Here is a 19,694-nt window from a genome sequence, read left to right as displayed (position 1 = left end):
CTCACTCGGGCGCCTCGAAGACTCTGTCGTGGAGCCGCTGCGTCACGGTGTCGAGCAGGCGCTCCATGTTCGCCGTGTCGTCGCGGTTGTACGAGACCAGCGTCTCCAGGGCCCCCTCGTCGCCGCGCTCGTACTCGTGCCACAGCCGCACCGCGTCCCGCCCGGAGAGGTCCGGCCGGTCGCGGTCGATGCCGACCGTCTTTTCTATCTCCTTGAGTCCGCCGGTCAGGTCCAGCCGCCGGCAGGGGTACATGAGGTCGACGTGTGGCAGGTCAACGGTCAGGTCGAAGGACTCCTCCAGGAAGGGGACGTCGAATCGCTTGCCGTTGAACGTGACCAGCAGGCTCGCGTCGGCGAGTTCCCGCTGGAGGCGGTCGGCGTGGAGGTCGCGGCCGCGGACGAAGGTCGTCGTCTCGCCGCCGCGGTGACAGCTCACGACGGTCACGTCGTCGCGGTACTCGCTCAGCCCCGTCGTCTCGATGTCCAGAAAGCAGGTCTCCTCGCGGAAGTTCTCGTAGAGCCGCCAGTGGCTGCCCGACGGGAAGGCGTCGGCGAAGAAGCGGGCGTCGCCGTCGTCGAGGTGGTCCTGCGCGGTGGTGATGAACTCGTGGACGTCGTCGGCCGACGCGGGGCCGGGGACGGAGCCGTCGAAGTCGTCCCAGGTGGTGACGCCGCGTCGCCACAGTTTCCGTTCGGTCGTCTCCCCCACCCCGCGAACCGGAATGAAACTGTTCTCGACGCGCATACTGCTCCCTGTGTGGCCCGACGATATATGTCTCACGCGTCGACCCGCGCCCGCCACGAACTGACGCGGCCGGCGAGGTGGCCCCCGTCGTTCGCGCACCGGCGCACACCAAAACGGTATGACAGTCTGGCACGATTGACCGGCCGGTGACAGTTCGAGCATGGTCGACGCTGACATCCGGCCGGCCCGACCCGGCGACGTCGAGGCCATCTGTCGCATCGCCGAACGAACCTGGCACGAAGCGTATGACGACATCCTCCGGACCGGGACCATCGAGACGGCGCTCGCCGAGTGGTACGACCCCGACCAGTTGCGGTCTGCAGTGGAACGCAACGGCGTGGGTTACTTCGTCGCCGAGACCGGGGACGACGTCGTGGGCTTCGCCAGCGGCGGGCCGACGGACGACCCGGCCGTCGCGACGCTCGACACCATCTACGTCGACCCCGACCTGTGGGGGGACGGTATCGGGAGCGACCTGCTCTCGGCCGTCGAGTCGTTCTGCCGCGAGGCGGGCTGTGAGACCCTCTCCATCAGGGTCCTCGCCGGGAACGAGGTGGGGCTGTCGTTCTACCGGGGCGAGGGATTCGAGACAGTCGAGGAGCGCGAGACGGACCTGTTCGAGGAGAGGGTGACCGACGTTCGCCTCGAAGGGTCGCTGTAGCTCGGCACGCTCCGCTGATGGCGCGGACTCACTTGCCGTCCGTTTCCGGTCCCTCGACCGTCGCGTCGGTGCAGGCCAACAGCGTGGACCGCTCGGTCCGCTCGACGGTCCCGTCGGGGCCGAGTCGCACGAGCGTCGCGGAACTGTTGCAGTCGAACCAGCTCTCGTCGAGTTCGAACGTCGTGACGAGGTCACCGTCGACGCTGACGGCCACGCTGTAGGTCGCCGGCTGCTGGAGTTCGATGCTGACGGCGTGGCGCGCCGGGACCTCGTAGCTCCCCGACACGCTCCTGAGAACCCCGTTGCCCGAGGGTGAGACCGAGAACGTGACGGCCCTGTCCGTGTCGACGTCGTTGTAGAGTCGGAGGTGGTGTGGCCGGACGTCCGCACTCGCCCCGCCGGCCTCGCCGGGCACCGTCAGCGTCTCGTGGACCGTCACCGGTCGCTCCGACGGCGTACCCGTGTCCACCGGCGTGTCGTCGGTGCGCTCGGGTGTCGACCCGCGGCTGTCGCTCGGCGTCTCGGTGTCGTCGGTCGGCGCGTCGGCGTCGGCGGCCCCGAAACCGGTACAGCCGGCCAGACCGGTCCCGAGGGCCGCACCGAGGCCACCCAGGAGTGTCCGTCGCTTCATATCCAGTCCGACGGGTCCCTATACCGAACCGATTGCGGATACTCAAACGACGATTTGAGTCCAGGTCGGGGAAAAATGCGCTCGGTCCCGTTGATTACTCGCGCTCGCAGTGCTACGCCAGCGCGCTGCCGGCCCGGATGATCTCCTTCTCGCCGAAGGCCGGGCCGACGAGTTGCAGGCCGACCGGCAGGCCATCGTCGGTTTCGCCGGCGGGGACGGAGATGGCGGGCAGGTTTGCGAGGTTCACCGGCGTCGTGTTCGCGTCGGCGAGGTACATCTTCAGCGGGTCGTCCAGGCTCTCGCCGAGTTCGAACGGCGGGACGGGCATGGTCGGCGAGGCGAGCACGTCCGCGTCCGAGAGCGCCTCGTCGAAGTCCTGCTTGACCCAGGCGCGGGCGTCCTGGGCCTTCTTGTAGTACTTGTCCTGGTAGCCCGCCGAGAGCGCGTACGTCCCGAGCAGGACGCGCCGCTTGACCTCCGCCCCGAAGCCTTCTTCGCGGGCCTTCGCGAAGCTCTCGTTCCAGTTGCCCTCGTAGCCGCCCGAGGTGCCGTAGCGGACGCCGTCGAACCGCGCCAGGTTCGAGGACGCCTCGGACATCGCGATGACGTAGTACGCCTCGACGGCGTGTTCGACGCTCGGCAGGTCCACCTCGTGGTAGCTGGCTCCCTGTGCCTCCAGTTCGTCGATGGCGTCCCAGAACGTCTCGACGACTTCATCGTCGGCCCCCTCGACGAGTTCGGTCGGGACGCCGATGGAGAGGCCGTCGACGTCGCCGTCGGCGGCGCCGGCGAAGTCGTAGTCCGTGCCGTACTCAGTCGCGTCCTGGGTGGTCGCGTCCCGCTCGTCGGGGCCGGCGACGACCTCCAGCAGTTCAGCGGCCTCCTCGACGGTCGGAGCGATGGGACCGATCTGCTCCAGGGAGTTGGCGTATGCGACGAGGCCGTACCGCGAGACCAGTCCGTAGGTGGGTTTGATGCCGACGACGCCGCAGAAGGCGGCCGGGCAGCGCACCGAGCCGCCGGTGTCGGTGCCCAGCGCCATGTCCGCGTCACCGGCCGCGACGACGGCCGCGGAGCCACCCGAGGAGCCGCCGGGGACGTGCCCTTCGGCGGCGGGGTTCTCCGTCGGCCCGAAGGCGCTGGTCTCCGTGGTCGTTCCCATCCCGAACTCGTCCATGTTGGTCTTGCCGGGGATGGTCGCGCCGGCGTCCTTCAGTCGCTGGACGACCGTCGCGTCGTAGGGCGGGACGTAGTCGTCGAGCATCGCGGACCCGCAGGTTGTCCGGACGCCCTCGGTGGAGATGTTGTCCTTGACCGCGACCGTGCGCCCGGCCAGCGGGCCGTCGTCGCTGCCCGCGATGGTCTCCTCCGTGATGTAGCCGTTGTGATTCATGAGACGCGCGGACCCTTGAAGTAGCCGTCCTCGGTCTCCGCGGCGTTTTGCAGCGCCTCCGACTGGTCGAGACACTCGCGGGTCTCGTCGGGGCGCATCACGTTCGTCAGTTCGGGTTCGCGTTCGACTTCGGGCACCTCGTCCAGCGTCTCGAAGTACGCGAGGATGTCCGCGAACTGCTCGGCGAACAGTTCGAGTTCGTCGTCGGCGAGGTCCACCCGCGCGAGGTCCGCGATGTCCCGGACCTCCTCGGGGTCGACGGCGGGTTCGCTCATGCCTGCGGGAAGTACCGGCCCGTCGGTAAGCGTTTCGAATGTCGCCCTGCCGGCCCTGACCGCGTCGGACGTCGCCCGGGGGATTCCGATTTCGATAAACAAAGTTCGTAAATCGGAACTTTCCTGACCGTGAACAGCCAAAGAATTTAAGTCGCTCGCTCGCCAACAGGATATTGCAACCGACGTTTTCCGGGTATCAGTCCCGTTCCCCAGTCCAAAATGACCGACACCACCACGAGGCGCTATACGCGCGAGCGCGAACGCGAGAGCGAAGACGAACAGCACGCGGACGAGGACGAAACGGTCTGTCCAGAGTGCGGCGGCAAACTCGCCTCCGACAGCGAGCACGGCGAGACGGTCTGTGAGGAGTGTGGCCTCGTCGTCGAGGAAGACGAGATAGACCCCGGTCCGGAGTGGCGTGCCTTCGACTCCAGAGAGAAAGACGAGAAGTCGAGGGTCGGCGCGCCCACGACGAACATGATGCACGACAAGGGGCTGTCGACCAACATCGGGTGGCAGGACAAGGACGCATACGGAAATGCCCTCTCCAGCCGTCAGCGCGAGAAGATGCAGCGCCTGCGCACCTGGAACGAGCGCTTCCGAACGCGAGACTCCAAGGAGCGCAACCTGAAGCAGGCACTCGGTGAAATCGACCGCATGGCCTCCGCGCTCGGCCTCCCCGAGAGCGTTCGCGAGACGGCCAGCGTCATCTATCGGCGCGCGCTCGACGAGGACCTGCTGCCCGGCCGGTCCATCGAGGGCGTCGCCACTTCCGCACTGTACGCCGCGGCTCGCCAGGCCGGCACCCCCCGCTCGCTCGACGAAATCGCGACGGTCTCCCGCGTCGAGAAAGACGAGATAGCCCGCACCTACCGCTACGTCGTCCGCGAGCTGAACCTGGAGATACGGCCCGCAGACCCCGAGAGCTACGTCCCGCGGTTCACCTCGGACCTCGACCTCTCGGAGGAGGTCGAGCGCCGCGCCCGCCAGCTCCTCCAGAACGCCAAGGAGAAGGGCGTCCACTCCGGCAAGTCCCCGGTCGGCCTCGCGGCCGCCGCCGTCTACGCGGCGTCGCTGCTGACCAACGAGAAGGTCACCCAGAGCCAGGTCTCCGAAGTCGCCAACATCTCCGAGGTCACCATCCGCAACCGCTACCACGAACTGCTCGAAGCCGAGGACGGCGTCCCCGGCGTCTGACTCTGGTGACCCCGGACCCCGACCCAGGCAGACTTATCTGATTTCGTACCAGTCGGCCACTAAAAATAAATACCGTAGTCGGCAATATATCTCAGTAATGCTTCGTGAAACTGTTCGCGAGGACTCGGTGGTCGACGTGCTCTCGGCCGGGCTGGTGGGGGCCGACGAGGATCACATCGTCGTCAACCCGTCGCAGGCGACGATTGCTGCGCTGGTCGAGGTGCTCCAGACCGCGGAGTCACCGCCGCAGGTTCGGCTCTTCGCCGCCGAGCCGTCGCTGAAGGAGTTGATGAACGACTTTCTCGTCGCGAGCGCCGTGGCGGACCTCATGGATGGGGGGACGATGGCGGTACGGACGCTTGACACCGTGCCGAACAACGCGCTGCTCGTCTCGCGGGAGTCCGTCGTCTCGCTGGTCGAGGCCGGGGACCGCGCGGCCGGGCTGACGACGACGGCTGACGAATTCGTCGCCGCGACATACGACCACTACGACGAGCGGTGGGAGGGCGCGGAACCGTTCTCGCTGCGGACGCCGCCCCGCTCGGAGGTCATGGCGACGCTGGAGGCAGACATCGGGCCCGAAGTAGCGTCCGACTTCTCGGCCATCCTCGACTCGCTGGACTCGGCCAGAGGCGACGGCCAGGGGCTCGACGAGGTGACCATCAGCCTCCTCGTCGCCGCCCGCAACGGCGAACTGCTCTACGACATCAGCAAGTGGGGGGAGGACGTGGGGCTTGCGAGCAAGGCGACGTTCTCGCGGACGAAGACCCGCCTGGAGGACAACGGACTCATCGACACCGAGAAGGTGCCAATCGACGTCGGCCGGCCGCGACTGCGGCTGATGCCCGGCGACGAGCGACTGGCGGAAGCGGACATCGAGGACGTGGCGAGCGTCGCCATCGAGATGCTCGCATAGAGCGGCTTGCATAGGCTTATCCCGCCCGCATCCGTGGCCCCGTCTATGACTGTTGGTCTCGTCGGGTCGGGTCCCGCGGCCGCCGCCGTGGAGGCGGCGCTGGGGGACGTCGACGTCGACACGGTCTCCGTCGAACAGGACGCTATCGCCGAGTTCGACCTCGCTGTCGTGACCGGACAGGCCGGTGACGCCGTCTTCGAGCGGGCGAACCAGGTGGCACTCGACGCCGGACAGCGCTGGCTGGCCGTCGAACTCGGCGGCGTCGGCGGCTTCCCCGTCGTGGACGCCGCCGTCGCCGGCTTCGGTCCCGACACCGGCTGTTACGAGTGCCTGAGCGGCCGGGTGAGCGCGAACCTGGACCCGCAGGCCGAGCCGACCGCCGCGCCTCCCTCGCACACGGCCCGCTTCGCCGGGGCCGTCGCGGGCCGGGAGGCGGCACGCGCCCTCGTCGACGACGGCGGCCTGTTCGGGCGGGTCGTCGAGATTCCCCACGCCAGCCGCGAGTTCCTGCCGCTGCCGGACTGTGCCTGCGACGACGGACAGACACACCTGCCGGCACACACTCACGTCGAGCGCGACCTCGAAGCCTCGCTGGCCCGGGCCGAACGCGCCGTCGACGACCGCCTGGGGCTCATCCAGGACGTCGGCGAGGCGGAGTCGTTCCCGGTACCGTACTACCTCGCCCACAGTTGCGACACCTCCGGGTTCAGCGACGTCAGCGCCAGCCGCGACGCGGCCGGGGTCGCTGCCGGCTGGGACCGGGCGTTCATGAAGGCCCTCGGCGAGGGTCTGGAGCGCTACTGTGCCGGCGTCTACCGCGTCGACGAGTTCGAGACGGCACCGGAGACGGCCGTGACGGACGCCGTCAGTCCGGCCGTGTTCACCTGCGTCGACGACCACGACCCGACCGCGCAAATCGAGTGGGTCCGTGGCGAGAACCTGGCGACCGGCGACCCGGTCCACCTGCCGGCGGAGTTCGTCTACTACCCGCCACCCTCGCGGCGGTACTGTTCGCCGGTGACGACCGGACTGGGGCTGGGCAACGGTGGCGTCGAGGCGCTGCTCGCCGGCCTCTACGAGGTCATCGAGCGCGACGCCTCGATGCTGTCGTGGTACTCGACGTTCGAACCGCTCGCGCTGGAGGTTGCAGACGAGGAGTTCCAGACGCTGGTCGCCCGCGCGGACTCCCAGGGGCTCTCCGTGTCGACGCTTTTGCTCACCCAGGACGTGGACGTTCCCGCCGTCGCCGTGGCGGTCCATCGCGACGAGTGGCCGAAGTTCGCGGTCGGGTCCGGCGCGGACCTAGACGTCGCCAGCGCGGCCCGCTCGGCGCTTGCCGAGGCGTTGCAGAACTGGATGGAACTGCGCGGCATGGGGCGGGAGGACGCTGCGGACGCGACCGGCGCTATCGGTCGCTACGCCGACCTCCCGCCGGAAGCCGAGGCGTTCGTCGAGACGGACGGCGCCGTCCCCGCGGAATCGGTCGGACCCGACGAGGTGCCCACTGGCGAGGACGAACTTGAGGAGGTGCTGGCCCGACTCGACGACGCCGACCTGTCGGCGTTCGCCACCCGGACGACGACGCGGGACGTGGCGGCGCTGGGGTTCGAGGCCGTCCGCGCGGTGATTCCGCAGGCGCAGCCGCTTTTCTTCCACGACCCGGTGTTCGGGGAGCGCGCGGAGACCGTCCCGCAGGAGATGGGGTTCGAACCGCGACTCGACCGCGAGCACCACCCGTTCCCCTGACGCGGCGCCGAGCCGCGGCGCGACGGCCCGTTCAGATGCCGAGGGCGACGCGAATCATGTCACGCGTGCCCGGGCCGAGACCGACCGCGACGATTGCGACCAGCAGCATGATGGCGTAGCGGGGGTTCTCCTCGATGAAGGTCCGGTCGAACACGCCGACGATGGCGGTGGCGACGACGAGCTTCACGGCGAGAAACGTCCAGGAGTCGCCGATGATGTCCGTGAGCCAGGCCGGCTGGACCGCCTGCGTCACGTCGATGATGATTCTGTTGACGACGTGTTTGGCCGAGTAGCCGTCGCCGGGGATGCCGAAGGCACCGGTCCAGTCGGAGGCGAGGACGTTCGCCACGCCGTCGATGGCGTGGCCCCAGATGACGACGAGGCCCATCAGCCCGGTGCCGGCGTGGATGGCGGGTCTGTACCTGCCGACGCCGTAGTAGATGGCGACCGAGAGCAGCGTCGCCAGACCGACCACCGTGACGAGGACCAGCGGGAACGAGAGCACGTAGTCGGTGGTCACCGAGAGGTAGGCGAGGTAACCGAAAGTGGCGAGGAAGGCCCCGACGCCGAGCGCCCCCAGCGGGTAGTGGTAGGTGTCGGTGCGGCCGGAGTGTTCCAGCCACTTGGCGACGGCCAGGGCGGCCATCGTGACGAAGAAGACGGTGAAGTAGATGAACGGGCTGATGAGTGCGGCGCTGGCGGGGAAGTCGATTGCGGGCGCGAGGTCGGCGCGCTGTGCGGCGACGAAGGAGTCTTCGACCACCCGGAGCGCCCCGCCGAAGAGCATGAACGGGACGAGTGCGAAGAAGAAGTCCTCGAAGGGTTCGAGGTCGATGCGCTGGATGAGCAGGTAGACGCCTGCCAGCATGAAGACGAGGACGACGACGTAGCCGAGCGTCGAGACGGTGGTGTAACCCGGTTCGGCGACGTAGGCGTTGCTCAGGCCGGTACAGCCCGACGCGGGGTTGACGACGACCTCGCCGGTGTCGCGGAAGTAGGCGGCACAGCTGGCACCCTCGGAGTCGGCGAAGACTGGTCCCCAGAAGTACTGCCAGATGAAGCCGTAGTAGATGCGCTCGGTGAACAGAACCGCTCCCGTGACGATGGCGACCACGCCGGCCACCAGCGTCCCGAACCACGCCTGTTCGGGACTCACGTCGTACCGCTCCAGCGCGTTCATGTTGCCCACGCCGAGGGGAGCCAAGTTGAGGGTTCCGGTCCCGTGCGCGTTCCCGTCACCGGCGCACGGCCGTCGCTTTCAGTCTGCTGCCTCGACGCTGGTCCCCTCCCGGACGGCCGCCAGCACCTCGTCGTGTGCCTCGCCGTTGGAGACGACCAGTCCCTCGCTGTCGTGGTGCCAGCGGTCGCCGTGGACGTCCGTCGCCGTCCCGCCGGCGCGGCGAATCAGGTGGACGCCGGCGATGGCGTCCCACGGGTGTGGGGTCCGGGGCATGAACCCGGCGTCGAGGCCGCCGGCGGCGACGAGCGCGAGCGAACCCTGGAGGCAGCCAAAGCGCCGCACGTCGCCGAAGCGGCCAGCCGCCGCCTCGAAGAGGTCCGTGTAGGGGTCGCCGTGCTTGAGCGCCCACCAGCCGATGAGTCCCGTCGCGAACGTCTCCGGGTCCGACCGGTCGCTGACGGACATCGCGCTGTCGTTGCAGGTGACGCTCTCGGGGCCCGCCGTGTAGATGTCCCGCTCTGCTGGCAGGTACGTCGCAACTCCGACGGGTTCGCAGTCGACCACGGCGGCCACGCTCGTCCCCCAGAACCGGATGCCCCGGACGTAGTTCGCGGTCCCGTCGATAGGGTCGACCACCCAGGCCGGGCCAGTCTCGGGGACGCGCTTGCGAATCTCGACGTCGTCCGCGCCGGGGACGGTCACGTCCTCCTCGCAGACGAGCGCGTCGCTGGGGAACTCCTGCTGGATGGTCGCGATGACCTGCTGTTGGGCGTCCCTGTCGGCCGCCGTCACGAGGTCGTTCTTGTCCGTCTTGGTCTCGACGGTCAGCGGCTCCCTGAACGTCTCCTTGGCGACGATGCCGCCCGCACGGGCCGCCCGCTCGGCCACCGCCGCCCGCCGAGTCGCGTCTGTCATACTACCCGCTGTCGGGCGCTGGTAGTTAACGTGTTCGTTGTGTGGACAGTCGCCGCCCGGGCGGGGCCACGCTGGTGCAATCAGGAATGGGTCAGGTGGAGCGGCCCCGCACAGAGACGGGACAGGCGGCGCTGGGCAGGGGTAGTTCGGACGGGTGACGGGGACGACTCACTCCCGGAGGCGGTGGCTGAACACTACCTCGTCGAGTTCCTCTGCTGCTGTCTGGCCACCGTCGGTGGCTAGCGGGCTCTGTTCCTCGACCATCGGGACGAGGGGCGCTCCTGTGTTCTCGGCGTCGGTGTAGTGCTCGTACATGGTTGCAACGGGTTCCGAACGTGTCTCGCCACGTTCGAGTACCGTCACGCAGAGTGACGGGAACCTTCACGATTCTTAATGAAGGTTCTACTCAACTCGTCGGACTGCGGGCTAATAAATATAATGATTATTAATTTTAATTAGCGGCAAATCTCGCGCCTGCTGCTGTGGGGCGGTAGCGTCGACCGCAGGAAGTTGCGAGGGAAGACCGCTCCTGCTCACGGGTCACAGCGTTCCCCGTTCGCTTCGAGGCCGCCCGAGATGGTCGGCCTCGCTCCGTTACGGACTTCCGTGCACTGTGTGCGAGGGGCCGTAGTGGCCCACAGTGCGAGGGAAGGGATTTGAACTACGCGGTCGGCAACGCCGCCCTCTCGTTCGAATCCCTCCTGCACATCTCACGACCCTCGCGTTCGCTCGGGTCTGAGAGTGCGAGGGAAGGGATTTGAACCCTTGGACCCCTACGGGAGCGGATCTTGAGTCCGCCGCCGTTTCCAGGCTTGGCTACCCTCGCACTTCGCTGGCGCGAATACCGTTCTCAGCCTCTCACGCGCCTAATCTCTCTTGTCGCAGGTCCTCTCGATCTGCGGCTTCGGATTCGGGCGTCGGTGTTTCGCCGCATGCCGTCTTAAACTCCCCGGGTCGTGACCGCCGTCTCCCCGACTGACGCCGGTCGTGACGGAACCCAGTGGTAACTCATCACGATAGGACCCTTTAGACTGACGGCCCGCCGCGTTCGGATTCCGCGCCCGTTACCGTTCGCTCTCGTCGGTGACGGCGTCGTCTCGCTCGCTCTCGTCGGGTGCCTCGACGGGACCGACGATAGCTTCTCGCTCCGGAGTGTCACTGTCCTCGTTCCCTGTCTCCGCGCCGAAGCGGTCGTGCTGACGGCCCCCGTCTGCGGCCTGCCCGACGATGGCGGTGTCGAGACTGATTTCGTGGTGGGTGTCGAGCGCGGCGAGACTCGCTGGCGCACCCGTCGCCTCCTCCCCGGGTGCTGGTTCAGCCGCCGTCTCCGCTGCTTCGGCGGGCATCTCGACTGTCTCCGTCTCGCGAATCTCCTCGATTGTCGCTGCCATGCGCCGGCGCTGGTCAGCGAGTTCGTAGACGGCCGTCGGCTGGCACTCGTCGGCTACTTCCGCGGCCCGGTCGACGTGGTCCTGCGCTGCTGCGTAGCTGCGAAGGGCCTCCTTCACGTCGTCGTCCTCGTCGTCCATCCCCTCCCGCCACTTCCGGCTGGCGAGAGCGCGGTGACAGTCGACGAGCCGCCGTCCGGCCGCCTGCAGTTCCTCCCGGACCTTCTCGGGGTCGCCGGTGAACTGGCGGTTCTCCGGCCCCAGTTTCAGGGCCAGGACGTCCCCGTAGCGCCGGTACGCGGTCTCCCAGTGGTCGACCGCCTCGGCGCGACTGTCGGCGTTGAATCCGCGTATCTTCGCCTCGTGGGCCTGGCGAATCGGCTCCGCGGCGACGGTCTCTATCTCCCAGGACAACCGGTCGAGGTCGTCCCGGAGTTCCCGCTCCTCGCCGAACCGGAACCGGTCCGGCCGGCTGACCGCCTCGGCGCGGTGGCTGGCGCGCTCGTAGTGAGACTGCGCTATCTGCAGTACCGGCTCTGCCTGCTCGTAGTCCCCGTTCTCGACCAGGTGACGACCGAGTTCGAGCTGTGACTCCGCGCGCTCGATGAACAGCCTCGTGTAGGCCCGTTCAAGCGTCCGCTCGATTTCGGTCAGTTCGGGTGCCAGCACCTCGTCGTCGATGGGTTCGGTCCGGTGCACTGCCCCGATGAGGGCGTCGAGGCTGGCGCGCGCGTCGTCGTAGGTCCGCTCGGCGGGTTCCCACTCCATCGCGTCGGCGTGGGACCGAATCTCGCCGGCGGCCAGTTCGACGTCGTTGCGACACGCGACCAGCCGGGTCCGCACGTCGCCGACCCAGCGGAGGTGTCGCACGACACTGTCGACGACGTCCGGGTCCGCGTCCGGGAGCGGAAACTCCCAGCGGACGCCGTTCGCCATCGAGAGCGCGAGCACGGGGCCGTCGATGCCGATGGCAGCGAGGTCGTCGTAGGCCAGCGAGCCGGCGTCCGTCCCGACCTCACCGGCCGCCACGTCGGCCGACGCGAACAGTATCCGTCGGTCCGTGACTGCCATGGCGACGGTGACCGAGACGTGGCGCTCCTCGTGCCCCGACACCCGTGTCAACCCCTCGGGACTGACGAACGCCGCACGCACCCGCTCATTATTATCAATGATACTGGAGACGGCTTCGTCCGCGAGCGCCCCTCGCGCGCCCGCCGTATCGGCCGCCTCCTGCGGGTTGTGGTCCTCAGGTGGAATGGCTAATCCCCAGGATAGTATTTTCATCGTAGATAATAAAATGCTCGCTGCTCGCCGAAATGTGGGGATTTACTTACCAGTTCTGTCCGAGATGCTCCACGCTCCCCCCCGTCGGTCGGTGGCCTCCGTTCGCCGTCACGGAATACGTGCCCGTTCGTCCCCAAGTACAACTATCGTAGTCATGCACACAACCCAGATGGTATTTAGACAAGTTTGATTGTCTCCAATCTCGGAAAAACGCCGGAATCGAGCGTCTCTGGCAGTAGAGGGAAAAAGCACTTGTTCTGTCACTCCTCAGGGTCTCCCAATGACAGACCCCGCCGAGACGGGCGCTGGCTCGGACGTGCTACAGAGCAAGCGCGACGCGACGCGATACCAGATTCTGGTGCAGATTGCGGAGCACCAGCCAGCGGTCAGTCAGCGCGAGATCGCCGAGGCCATCGGCATCACCTCGCAGGCGGTCAGCAACTACCTGCAGGAACTCGTCGACCAGGGGGCCGTCGAGAAGCACGGGCGGGGCCGCTACGAGGTCACGAAGGAGGGCGTCGACTGGCTCATCGGCCGGACCGACGACCTCCGCTCGTTCGTCGAACACGTCTCGGAGGACGTCATCGGGCAGGTCGACGTCGAGAGCGCCATCGCGACCGGCTCTATCGACGAGGGCGACCGGGTTTCGCTCTCGATGCGGGACGGCTGTCTGCACGCGACGCCCGGTGACGCGGGTGCCGCGACGGCCGTCGCCGTCACCGACGCCACGGAGGGTGCGGAGGTCGGCATCACCGACTTCGAGGGGGTCGTCGACTACGAACTGGGAACAGTCACGGTCATCCCGGTCCCGTCGGTCCGCAACGGGGGTTCTGGCGAGGTGGACCCGGACGTCGTCGCCGAACACGCTGCGGCGAACGACCGCGTGGCGACGGCGGGGACCGAGGCTCTCGCCGCTGCCACCGCCGCGGGGGTCGACCCGGACATCCGGTTCGCCACCGCCGAGGCGGTCAAGGAGGCCGCCACGAAGGGCCTCGACGTGCTCCTCCTGACCGTGGCCAGCCAGCTCTCGGAGCACACCGACGCCCTCCGGGACCGCTCGCTGGAGTACGAGGTCGTCGACGCGTCCCTTTAACGCGGTGCGAGCGCGTCCGTCGTCGCCTCGATGTCCGCTCTCTCCGCCGCCCGCGGGAACGAGATGGCCACGGCGTCGACACCGTCGACGCCCGCGAACTCCGCCACCCGCTCCTCGCACTCGGCCGGCGTCCCCGCGACGGCGAGGTCGTCGAGCAGGTCGTCGCCGATGGCGGCCATCGCCTCGTCCTTGTTGCCGCTGGCCCACTGCTGGGCGACCGTGTTCGCCGTCTCCTCGTACCCCTGTCGCGCCAGCGCGTCGCGGTAGAACGTCCCCATCCCGCCGACGTAGAACGCCAGGTGCTCGCGCGTGAGGTGGCGCGCGCGCTCGCGGTCCTCCAGCGCACAGCAGGTCAGCGACACCGTCACGCGCCTGTCCTCGGGGTCATCGTCGGCCATCTCGACGCCACGCCGGAAGTCCGCCATTCGCTCTGCGATGCCGTCGGGCGTCGCCAGCAGCGCGTGCCACCCGTCGCCAAAGCGGCCCGCGAGTTCGACGGCCGTCGGTCCCATCCCGCCGGCGTCAACGGGCGGTGGCGTCTCCGGCGGGTCGTGACGGAGCCGGAAGCCCGCGAGCTGGAAGTACTCGCCGTCGTACTCGACGGTCTCCCCGGAGAGGACCAGCCGGACGACCTCGATGGCCTCCCGCGTGCGCCGGAGCGGGTTCCCGTACTCGACGCCGTGCCATCCCTCCATCAGGATTGGGCCGCTCGGCCCGACGCCCAGGCGGAACCGGCCGTCGGACGCCTCCTGCAGCGTCGCCGCCGTCTGTCCCATGAGCGCCGGCGAGCGGGAGTAGACGTTCATGATGGACGTCCCGATACCGACGCGCTCCGTCCGGGCAGCGATGGTCGCGAGGACCGTCACCGCGTCGCGGCCCCACGTCTCCGGGAGCCAGACGCGCTCGTAGCCGGCGCGCTCGGCGTGCTCGCTCATCGAGACGAAGTCGTCCAGGTGCTCCTGTGCGGCGACGGGAAGAAACACGTCGCGGACGGCATCTGTCATACTCACCCGTGCGAGCGCACGGAAATAAAGCTACGTCCCGCCGTGGTCACTCCTCGCCGTCGGCCGGGTCGTCGACCGGCCGGGCGACCCTGTCCTCCGTCGGCTCGTCCGCCTCGTCGCTGTCGGGCCCGTCCCTCCCGGTGCCCTGGCCCTGGAGGACCTGGCCGAGTGCCGCGCTCGCCGTCCCGCCGACCAGCGGGTACGCGATGCCGTAGAGCACCGCCTCGGAACGGGCCGGGTACAGCACGGCGTTCTCTCCGGTCCGGACCAGCACGAAGGACACTCCCAGCGAGAGCGCGAGAAAGCCCGCGGCCATCGCGACGCCGGCCGCCACGCTCCCGAAGACTATCTCGTTGGGGTCGAGCGCGTCCACTTCTATGGCCCGATAGCCCAGGACGACGCCGACGGCCACGATGGCGAGAATCGGCACCGCGAGGTAGACGACGTCGGGGAGCGCGCTCACGGTCGGTGCGGTCCCGCCGCCGGACACCTCGTTGACGACCTCGCCGTCGACGAGCTGTGTCCGGGTTATCGACTGAAAGCCCGTGACCGAGTTCGACCACACCTCGGTGACCTGCTCCTGGACCTGCCCGCTCTGTTCGATGCGCAGCGTCTGTCTGGTGTACGTCGGGACGTTGAAGGCGTTGTAGAACACCTGCGCGGCCGAGCGCAGTGCCGTGGTCAGCCCCTGCGAGAAGGTGAGTGCCCCGGACCCGACCAGCAGGCCGACGAAGACGACGTACCCTCCGAGGAAGCCGCCCAGGCCGGCCAGGAATCCGTCGACGATTGGCAGTTCCTCCAGCCGGTCGAGGCGTCCGCCGTCGCGTGATGCGTCGCTCACAGGCCAACGGCCGCGGACGAGCGAAAAAAGCGTTCCGGTGGGCTACTCGTCGGGCTCGAAGTCCAGCGCTGCCGAGTTGATGCAGTAGCGCTTCCCGGTCGGCTCCGGGCCGTCGTCGAAGACGTGGCCGAGGTGGCCGCCGCAGTTCGCGCAGACGACTTCGGTCCGTCGCATCCCGTGGCTCGTGTCCAGCCGCGTCTCCATGTTGCCCTCCTGGTAGACGTCCCAGAAGCTGGGCCACCCGCTGCCGGAGTCGAACTTCTCGTCGGACGCGAACAGCTCCGTGCCACAGCCGGCACAGGTGAAGACGCCGTCGTCTTTGACGTCCAGCAGGTCGCCGCTGAACTTCGGCTCCGTTCCCGCCTCGCGCAGGATGCGGTACTCCTCGTCTGTCAGTATCTCTCGCCACTCCTCCTCGTTCTCGGGAAGTTCGCGTTCGCTCTGCTCGCTCATACATCCGATAGGGGCTGGAGCGTCATATACTCGGTGTCCTGGGGGCGACGGCAGGGTCTCGCCACGTCACTTCCTGGCCCCCGTCGCCCCGAACCGGGCCGGGACGATGGACAGCGCTGCGACCCAGACGGCAGCGGCCACGACCAGCGTCAGCACCGACGCGACGTTGCCGTTCATCGCGAACACGACAGTCAGCGCGGTCATCGCGAGCGCGTACAGGGCCATCATGCCGACGATGAACTTCTGGTACAGGGCCAGTTGCATGAACTGGTCCCACGACAACACGGATAGCGCGAGCACCATCGTGTCGGCTCTAGGTAGTCGTCATGTATGTATTCTCGTACTGCGACGGCACGTGGTCAGGGGACACCGCCGCCGGCAGGTGGGGAACCTCTCATTTCGCGCGCAATAATTCGTGGCGGTCACGTTCCAGCGGTCGACGTCCCCGACGCGGGTCGGCTGCGGGGGACGCTGCGTGAGTGTCCGTGTACTGCGGGGTCCGGTTAGCGGCCCTCGGTTGGGGTCAGCGAGACGTCGCCAGTCGAACTGACGCACACCTCGTACCCCTCGTAGGTGAACAGCACGTGACCGGCACTGTGGTTGAAAAGCGAGTCCAGCGCGTCGGGGTCGACGGCCCGTGCCAGAGGTTCGGGCAGTTCGGTCGCGGGGACACCTTCACGGGCGGCGACGGCCTCGATTACTGACCGACTCAGCGACGCATTCGATGCCATGTGTGGGATATGAGTATCGCTACGTGAAATTCTATCGGTTCCTCTCACCGTCCCTGGATTTCTCGGTGAATTCACGCAGTAACTGGACCTACGGCGCTATGTCGTCCCAGTTCGGTCCGCTGTACAATCCCCTTTGCTCCCACTCCAAGCCCGGTCCCAATCAGCCTGGGGAGGTGGGTGGTCCGCAGGTCGTCTTTCAAACACTTTCCGTCCAGTCGACGAGCAACCGAGTGATGCACCGCTCCGACTGCGTCTCCGGAGTCCACTCGCTCATGGACGGAGTGCCCGCCAGGTGACCAACCCACCGACCGCGCTCATCCCGAGGCCGACAGCGGTCAGGGCGAGCGTCGTGACGTGGCCGCTGACCGGCCGACACTGGACCGGGGCCCCACCGGGCGTGAACGAGCAGACGCCGCTGCTCCAGGCGAGAAACAGGACCACCGCGCCCCCGAGGAACCCGATACACCCGACCAGCAGGCGATTCACCGCGCGGTGCTGTCGCTCGAACTCCTCCCACCGGTCCCGGACGGCGTCGCGCTCCCACTGGGTGCCGCGCTCCATCGTCGCGACGAAGTATGTGATGCAGTCACAAACCACTGTCGCCGGCTCTGCCCGTCCGGACCGGCGCGGGTTGCAGTCGAGGGCGCAGCGCGTGGCCCCGGCGATGCCTGGCAATATTTTCCAGGGGTCGTGTCCGTTTTTCACACACATATGAAATCTCGAAATGTTATTGAAATATCCATTACCACGAGCAGCGGACGCAATATAGAATTAAACGTTTGGTCGATAAGATACAGAAATAAACTGTGTTAGTTCGGATAATAGAATATTTATGCCTGTATTGTGGACTAGTGGGCGTAGAAAATGACGAGTGCAACACTCTCCGACGATGCACAGGCCGTCATCGACGAAATCGAGGAGCGCGACATCGACTTCCTCAGGTTGCAGTTCACGGACATCCTGGGAACGGTCAAGAACGTCTCTATCCCCGCCGAGCAGGCGGAGAAAGCGTTCACGGAAGGCATCTACTTCGACGGCTCCTCTATCGACGGGTTCGTCCGCATCCAGGAGTCGGACATGCGGCTCGTGCCGAACCCGTCGACGTTCGCCGTGCTCCCCTGGACCAGTGCGGGAGATCACACGAGCGCGCGGCTCATCTGTGACGTCTACGACACGGCGACGGACGCGGCGTTCGACGGCGACCCCCGGTGGGTCCTCAAGCGCGCCGTCCAGCGGGCCAACGACATGGGGTACACGGTCAATACAGGTCCGGAACCCGAGTTCTTCCTGTTCGAGGAGGACGAGGACGGCGACGCGACCCTGGACTTCTCCGACAGCGGGGGGTACTTCGACCTCGCGCCGAAGGACCTCGCCTCGGACGTCCGCGGCGACATCATCTACGGACTCGAGGAGATGGGCTTCGAGGTCGAGGCCAGCCACCACGAGGTGGCCGAGAGCCAGCACGAGATCGACTTCAAGTACGACGACATCCTCAGCACGGCCGACAACGTCGCGACCTTCCGGTCGGTCGTCCGGGCTATCGCCGCCCAGCACGACATGCACGCGACGTTCATGCCCAAGCCCATCCCGAAAATCAACGGGTCGGGCATGCACACACACCTGTCGCTTTTCACCGAGGACGGCGAGAACGCCTTCCACGACCCGGCCGATGAGTTCAACCTCTCGGAGACGGCCAAGCAGTTCCTCGCGGGCATCCTCGAACACGCGCCCGCCATCACCGCCGTCGCGAATCCGACGGTCAACAGCTACAAGCGACTCGTTCCCGGCTACGAAGCCCCGGTCTACATCGCGTGGTCCGACGTCAACCGTTCCGCGCTCGTCCGCAAGCCGGCCGCGCGGACGCCCGCTGCGAGCCGCATCGAACTGCGCTCGCCGGACCCCTCGTGTAACCCGTACCTCGCCTTCGCCGCGATGATTCACGCCGGGCTCGACGGCATCGAGAACGACCTCGACTGTCCCGACCCGGTCCGCGAGAACATCTACGACTTCGACGAGGCCGAACGGGCGGAGTACGGCATCGAGACGCTGCCGTCGAACCTGGGCGAGGCCGTCGACGAACTCGAAAGCGACGAAGTCCTCATGGACGCGCTCGGCCCGCACGTCGCCGAGAAGTTCGTCGAGGCGAAACGCCAGGAGTTCCGGGAGTACCTGGTCGACGTCTCCCAGTGGGAGATCGACCGCTACCTGGAGAAGTTCTGACCGGCGACCCCCTCGCCGACTCGGTTCCGCCTGCTGCGACGCCGGGCTCCCACCGGGCCCACCCAGTACTGACAGATGTGTTGTTTTTATAGGAATATAAACTCGAATGTCTATCTATACTGAATATTTACGAAGGTAACAACAATTATGACGCTCGAAGTAAAAGACCAGAGTGCCCCGTAGCGGCTGTGACTCCGTCGCAGTCGCCGGGGTAATTGTCACCCCTCTGCTTCCGAAGGTGACTTCGACCGCCCCGGGGGAACCACACGGAACCGTCGGGACGGTCGTTTTACTCGAAGGCGATACGTGCGACGCGACAGCGGGCACCGACGCCGTTCAGTCCGTTTCGCTGCTATCGGCCTCTTCTGCTGCCACCTCGATGCTCTCGACCAGCCGCGAGTTCAGGGCGGCGTTGATCGGCACGAGCAGGAGCCAGGTGAGCACTGCCCACCCGGGGTCGACGGTCGCGACGACGATAGAGAGGAGGAACACGACCGGTGAGACGAGGTACCGCGTGGCCTGAATCGTGACGACTCGCGAGGTGAGCCCTTCCTCAATCAGGCGCTTTCTCGACGCGTACAGCCACAGGAGCGCGAGACTGAGACCGGTGAGCGCGAGCACCGCTGCGATGAACGCGATGCCGAATGCGTTGGGGTAGGTGCTGAAGACGCTCGTGCCGTAGGGGACGAACGCCACGAAGAGCAAAAAGAGGAGGTTCAGCCAGAGAACCCCCCGATTGTGCTCCTCGATGTAGACGAACACGCGCCGGTGGAGCGTCCAGTAGAGCCCGATGACGAGGAAGCTGAGCGTGTACCCGACGAACTGGTTCCACTGGTCGAAGACGACCGCCTGGAGAGCCTCGGACGTCGTCCCCGGCGGCAGCTCCGGGACCGAGATTTCGAGCACCAGCAGGGTGATGGCGATCGCGATGACGCCGTCCGAGAGCGCGAGCAGCCGGTCCGTCTCCTCGCTCTCACGCCGGAAGGGGAGTGCCATGGCGTCTAGTACGTACAGTAGCGAG

Annotated in this window: 21 protein-coding genes and 1 tRNA gene; 6 read left to right on the top strand and 16 right to left on the bottom strand. The window is 67.2% G+C overall.

All coding sequences use genetic code 11. The features are described 5' to 3' along the window. Position 1 precedes the first annotated feature (1 nt). Positions 2-745: a ribonuclease H-like domain-containing protein gene (locus WDJ57_RS01250; protein WP_338903139.1), complete on the bottom strand. Its 744-nt coding sequence runs from the start codon at positions 743-745 to the stop codon at positions 2-4. Positions 746-905: 160 nt separating this feature from the next. Between WDJ57_RS01250 and WDJ57_RS01245 the strand changes: the two genes are divergently transcribed. Next, positions 906-1,406: a GNAT family N-acetyltransferase gene (locus WDJ57_RS01245; protein WP_338903137.1), complete on the top strand. Its 501-nt coding sequence runs from the start codon at positions 906-908 to the stop codon at positions 1,404-1,406. A 28-nt stretch (positions 1,407-1,434) separates the two neighbouring features. Here the strand turns inward: WDJ57_RS01245 and WDJ57_RS01240 are convergent, their stop codons facing one another. From WDJ57_RS01240 to gatC, 3 genes are all read right to left on the bottom strand, one after another. Further along, positions 1,435-2,037 carry a hypothetical protein gene (locus WDJ57_RS01240; protein WP_338903136.1) on the bottom strand — a complete coding sequence of 201 codons (603 nt, stop codon included), beginning with the start codon at positions 2,035-2,037 and terminating at the stop codon, positions 1,435-1,437. A 112-nt stretch (positions 2,038-2,149) separates the two neighbouring features. Further along, positions 2,150-3,430, bottom strand: coding sequence for an Asp-tRNA(Asn)/Glu-tRNA(Gln) amidotransferase subunit GatA (gene gatA, locus WDJ57_RS01235; RefSeq protein ID WP_338903134.1), 1,281 nt, complete (start codon positions 3,428-3,430; stop codon positions 2,150-2,152). Then, a complete protein-coding gene (gene gatC, locus WDJ57_RS01230) occupies positions 3,427-3,705 on the bottom strand; it encodes an Asp-tRNA(Asn)/Glu-tRNA(Gln) amidotransferase subunit GatC (protein ID WP_338903132.1) in 279 nt (92 codons plus the stop codon). The genes gatA and gatC overlap by 4 nt, the downstream gene beginning before the upstream one ends. A 219-nt stretch (positions 3,706-3,924) precedes the next feature. On the opposite strand from gatC, the gene WDJ57_RS01225 reads away from it, so the two are divergent. From WDJ57_RS01225 to WDJ57_RS01215, 3 genes are all read left to right on the top strand, one after another. Next, on the top strand, positions 3,925-4,902 hold the full coding sequence (locus WDJ57_RS01225) for a transcription initiation factor IIB (protein WP_338903130.1): 978 nt from the start codon (positions 3,925-3,927) through the stop codon (positions 4,900-4,902). 97 nt (positions 4,903-4,999) lie between these two features. Then, positions 5,000-5,818, top strand: a complete 819-nt coding sequence (gene tbsP / locus WDJ57_RS01220) for a transcriptional regulator TbsP (RefSeq protein WP_338903128.1) — start codon at positions 5,000-5,002, stop codon at positions 5,816-5,818. 45 nt (positions 5,819-5,863) lie between these two features. After that, complete coding sequence (locus WDJ57_RS01215) at positions 5,864-7,564, top strand: YcaO-like family protein (protein ID WP_338903125.1); 1,701 nt, start codon at positions 5,864-5,866, stop codon at positions 7,562-7,564. A 31-nt stretch (positions 7,565-7,595) separates the two neighbouring features. Here the strand turns inward: WDJ57_RS01215 and WDJ57_RS01210 are convergent, their stop codons facing one another. The 5 genes from WDJ57_RS01210 to WDJ57_RS01190 form a co-directional block, all read right to left on the bottom strand. Then, on the bottom strand, positions 7,596-8,744 hold the full coding sequence (locus tag WDJ57_RS01210; RefSeq protein ID WP_338903123.1) for a DUF63 family protein: 1,149 nt from the start codon (positions 8,742-8,744) through the stop codon (positions 7,596-7,598). Positions 8,745-8,822: 78 nt separating this feature from the next. Then, the gene (locus WDJ57_RS01205) at positions 8,823-9,659 is read right to left on the bottom strand and encodes an inositol monophosphatase family protein (RefSeq protein ID WP_338903121.1); all 837 of its coding nucleotides are present in this window, start codon (positions 9,657-9,659) and stop codon (positions 8,823-8,825) included. A gap of 168 nt (positions 9,660-9,827) precedes the next feature. Continuing rightward, entirely contained in the window at positions 9,828-10,022 is a 195-nt protein-coding gene (locus WDJ57_RS01200; RefSeq protein WP_338903119.1) for a hypothetical protein, read from the bottom strand. Positions 10,023-10,401: 379 nt separating this feature from the next. Further along, positions 10,402-10,485: transfer RNA gene (locus WDJ57_RS01195), tRNA-Leu, on the bottom strand. Positions 10,486-10,723: 238 nt separating this feature from the next. After that, entirely contained in the window at positions 10,724-12,331 is a 1,608-nt protein-coding gene (locus tag WDJ57_RS01190; RefSeq protein WP_338903117.1) for a hypothetical protein, read from the bottom strand. 280 nt (positions 12,332-12,611) lie between these two features. Here WDJ57_RS01190 and WDJ57_RS01185 point away from each other — a divergent pair, with 280 nt between their 5' ends. After that, the gene (locus WDJ57_RS01185; RefSeq protein ID WP_338903116.1) at positions 12,612-13,424 is read left to right on the top strand and encodes a MarR family transcriptional regulator; all 813 of its coding nucleotides are present in this window, start codon (positions 12,612-12,614) and stop codon (positions 13,422-13,424) included. Here the strand turns inward: WDJ57_RS01185 and WDJ57_RS01180 are convergent. From WDJ57_RS01180 to WDJ57_RS01155, 6 genes are all read right to left on the bottom strand, one after another. Then, positions 13,421-14,428 carry a TIGR04024 family LLM class F420-dependent oxidoreductase gene (locus WDJ57_RS01180; RefSeq protein WP_338903115.1) on the bottom strand — a complete coding sequence of 336 codons (1,008 nt, stop codon included), beginning with the start codon at positions 14,426-14,428 and terminating at the stop codon, positions 13,421-13,423. The two genes, WDJ57_RS01185 and WDJ57_RS01180, sit on opposite strands and share 4 nt — an antisense overlap. A 46-nt stretch (positions 14,429-14,474) precedes the next feature. Further along, positions 14,475-15,269, bottom strand: a complete 795-nt coding sequence (locus tag WDJ57_RS01175) for a hypothetical protein (RefSeq protein WP_338903114.1) — start codon at positions 15,267-15,269, stop codon at positions 14,475-14,477. A 42-nt stretch (positions 15,270-15,311) separates the two neighbouring features. After that, positions 15,312-15,722 (bottom strand): peptide-methionine (R)-S-oxide reductase MsrB, encoded by a 411-nt coding sequence (gene msrB / locus WDJ57_RS01170; RefSeq protein ID WP_338903113.1) that lies wholly within the window; start codon positions 15,720-15,722, stop codon positions 15,312-15,314. Positions 15,723-15,788: 66 nt separating this feature from the next. Continuing rightward, positions 15,789-16,025 (bottom strand): hypothetical protein, encoded by a 237-nt coding sequence (locus tag WDJ57_RS01165; RefSeq protein WP_338903111.1) that lies wholly within the window; start codon positions 16,023-16,025, stop codon positions 15,789-15,791. Between the two features lie 200 nt (positions 16,026-16,225). Then, positions 16,226-16,453, bottom strand: a complete 228-nt coding sequence (locus tag WDJ57_RS01160; protein ID WP_338903109.1) for a HalOD1 output domain-containing protein — start codon at positions 16,451-16,453, stop codon at positions 16,226-16,228. Positions 16,454-16,723: 270 nt separating this feature from the next. Then, complete coding sequence (locus WDJ57_RS01155; protein WP_338903106.1) at positions 16,724-17,158, bottom strand: hypothetical protein; 435 nt, start codon at positions 17,156-17,158, stop codon at positions 16,724-16,726. A gap of 159 nt (positions 17,159-17,317) precedes the next feature. On the opposite strand from WDJ57_RS01155, the gene glnA reads away from it, so the two are divergent. Further along, on the top strand, positions 17,318-18,673 hold the full coding sequence (gene glnA, locus WDJ57_RS01150; RefSeq protein WP_338903104.1) for a type I glutamate--ammonia ligase: 1,356 nt from the start codon (positions 17,318-17,320) through the stop codon (positions 18,671-18,673). Positions 18,674-19,009: 336 nt separating this feature from the next. Here the strand turns inward: glnA and WDJ57_RS01145 are convergent, their stop codons facing one another. Beyond that, positions 19,010-19,669, bottom strand: a complete 660-nt coding sequence (locus WDJ57_RS01145; RefSeq protein WP_338903102.1) for a TMEM175 family protein — start codon at positions 19,667-19,669, stop codon at positions 19,010-19,012. Positions 19,670-19,694: the final 25 nt, after the last annotated feature.

Origin of the sequence: Salinibaculum sp. SYNS191 (assembly GCF_037338445.1) — an archaeon.
Classification (GTDB): domain Archaea; phylum Halobacteriota; class Halobacteria; order Halobacteriales; family Haloarculaceae; genus Salinibaculum; species Salinibaculum marinum.
This window is presented reverse-complemented; position numbering and strand designations above follow the sequence as displayed.

Bases quoted from the DNA above. Each gene is read 5' to 3' on its own strand.
- WDJ57_RS01250 (WP_338903139.1), bottom strand. From the start codon at position 745: ATGCGCGTCGAGAACAGTTTCATTCCGGTTCGCGGGGTGGGGGAGACG.
- WDJ57_RS01245 (WP_338903137.1), top strand. From the start codon at position 906: ATGGTCGACGCTGACATCCGGCCGGCCCGACCCGGCGACGTCGAGGCC.
- WDJ57_RS01240 (WP_338903136.1), bottom strand. From the start codon at position 2,037: ATGAAGCGACGGACACTCCTGGGTGGCCTCGGTGCGGCCCTCGGGACC.
- gatA (WP_338903134.1), bottom strand. From the start codon at position 3,430: ATGAATCACAACGGCTACATCACGGAGGAGACCATCGCGGGCAGCGAC.
- gatC (WP_338903132.1), bottom strand. From the start codon at position 3,705: ATGAGCGAACCCGCCGTCGACCCCGAGGAGGTCCGGGACATCGCGGAC.
- WDJ57_RS01225 (WP_338903130.1), top strand. From the start codon at position 3,925: ATGACCGACACCACCACGAGGCGCTATACGCGCGAGCGCGAACGCGAG.
- tbsP (WP_338903128.1), top strand. From the start codon at position 5,000: ATGCTTCGTGAAACTGTTCGCGAGGACTCGGTGGTCGACGTGCTCTCG.
- WDJ57_RS01215 (WP_338903125.1), top strand. From the start codon at position 5,864: ATGACTGTTGGTCTCGTCGGGTCGGGTCCCGCGGCCGCCGCCGTGGAG.
- WDJ57_RS01210 (WP_338903123.1), bottom strand. From the start codon at position 8,744: ATGAACGCGCTGGAGCGGTACGACGTGAGTCCCGAACAGGCGTGGTTC.
- WDJ57_RS01205 (WP_338903121.1), bottom strand. From the start codon at position 9,659: ATGACAGACGCGACTCGGCGGGCGGCGGTGGCCGAGCGGGCGGCCCGT.
- WDJ57_RS01190 (WP_338903117.1), bottom strand. From the start codon at position 12,331: ATGAAAATACTATCCTGGGGATTAGCCATTCCACCTGAGGACCACAAC.
- WDJ57_RS01185 (WP_338903116.1), top strand. From the start codon at position 12,612: ATGACAGACCCCGCCGAGACGGGCGCTGGCTCGGACGTGCTACAGAGC.
- WDJ57_RS01180 (WP_338903115.1), bottom strand. From the start codon at position 14,428: ATGACAGATGCCGTCCGCGACGTGTTTCTTCCCGTCGCCGCACAGGAG.
- msrB (WP_338903113.1), bottom strand. From the start codon at position 15,722: ATGAGCGAGCAGAGCGAACGCGAACTTCCCGAGAACGAGGAGGAGTGG.
- WDJ57_RS01165 (WP_338903111.1), bottom strand. From the start codon at position 16,025: ATGGTGCTCGCGCTATCCGTGTTGTCGTGGGACCAGTTCATGCAACTG.
- WDJ57_RS01160 (WP_338903109.1), bottom strand. From the start codon at position 16,453: ATGGCATCGAATGCGTCGCTGAGTCGGTCAGTAATCGAGGCCGTCGCC.
- glnA (WP_338903104.1), top strand. From the start codon at position 17,318: ATGACGAGTGCAACACTCTCCGACGATGCACAGGCCGTCATCGACGAA.
- WDJ57_RS01145 (WP_338903102.1), bottom strand. From the start codon at position 19,669: ATGGCACTCCCCTTCCGGCGTGAGAGCGAGGAGACGGACCGGCTGCTC.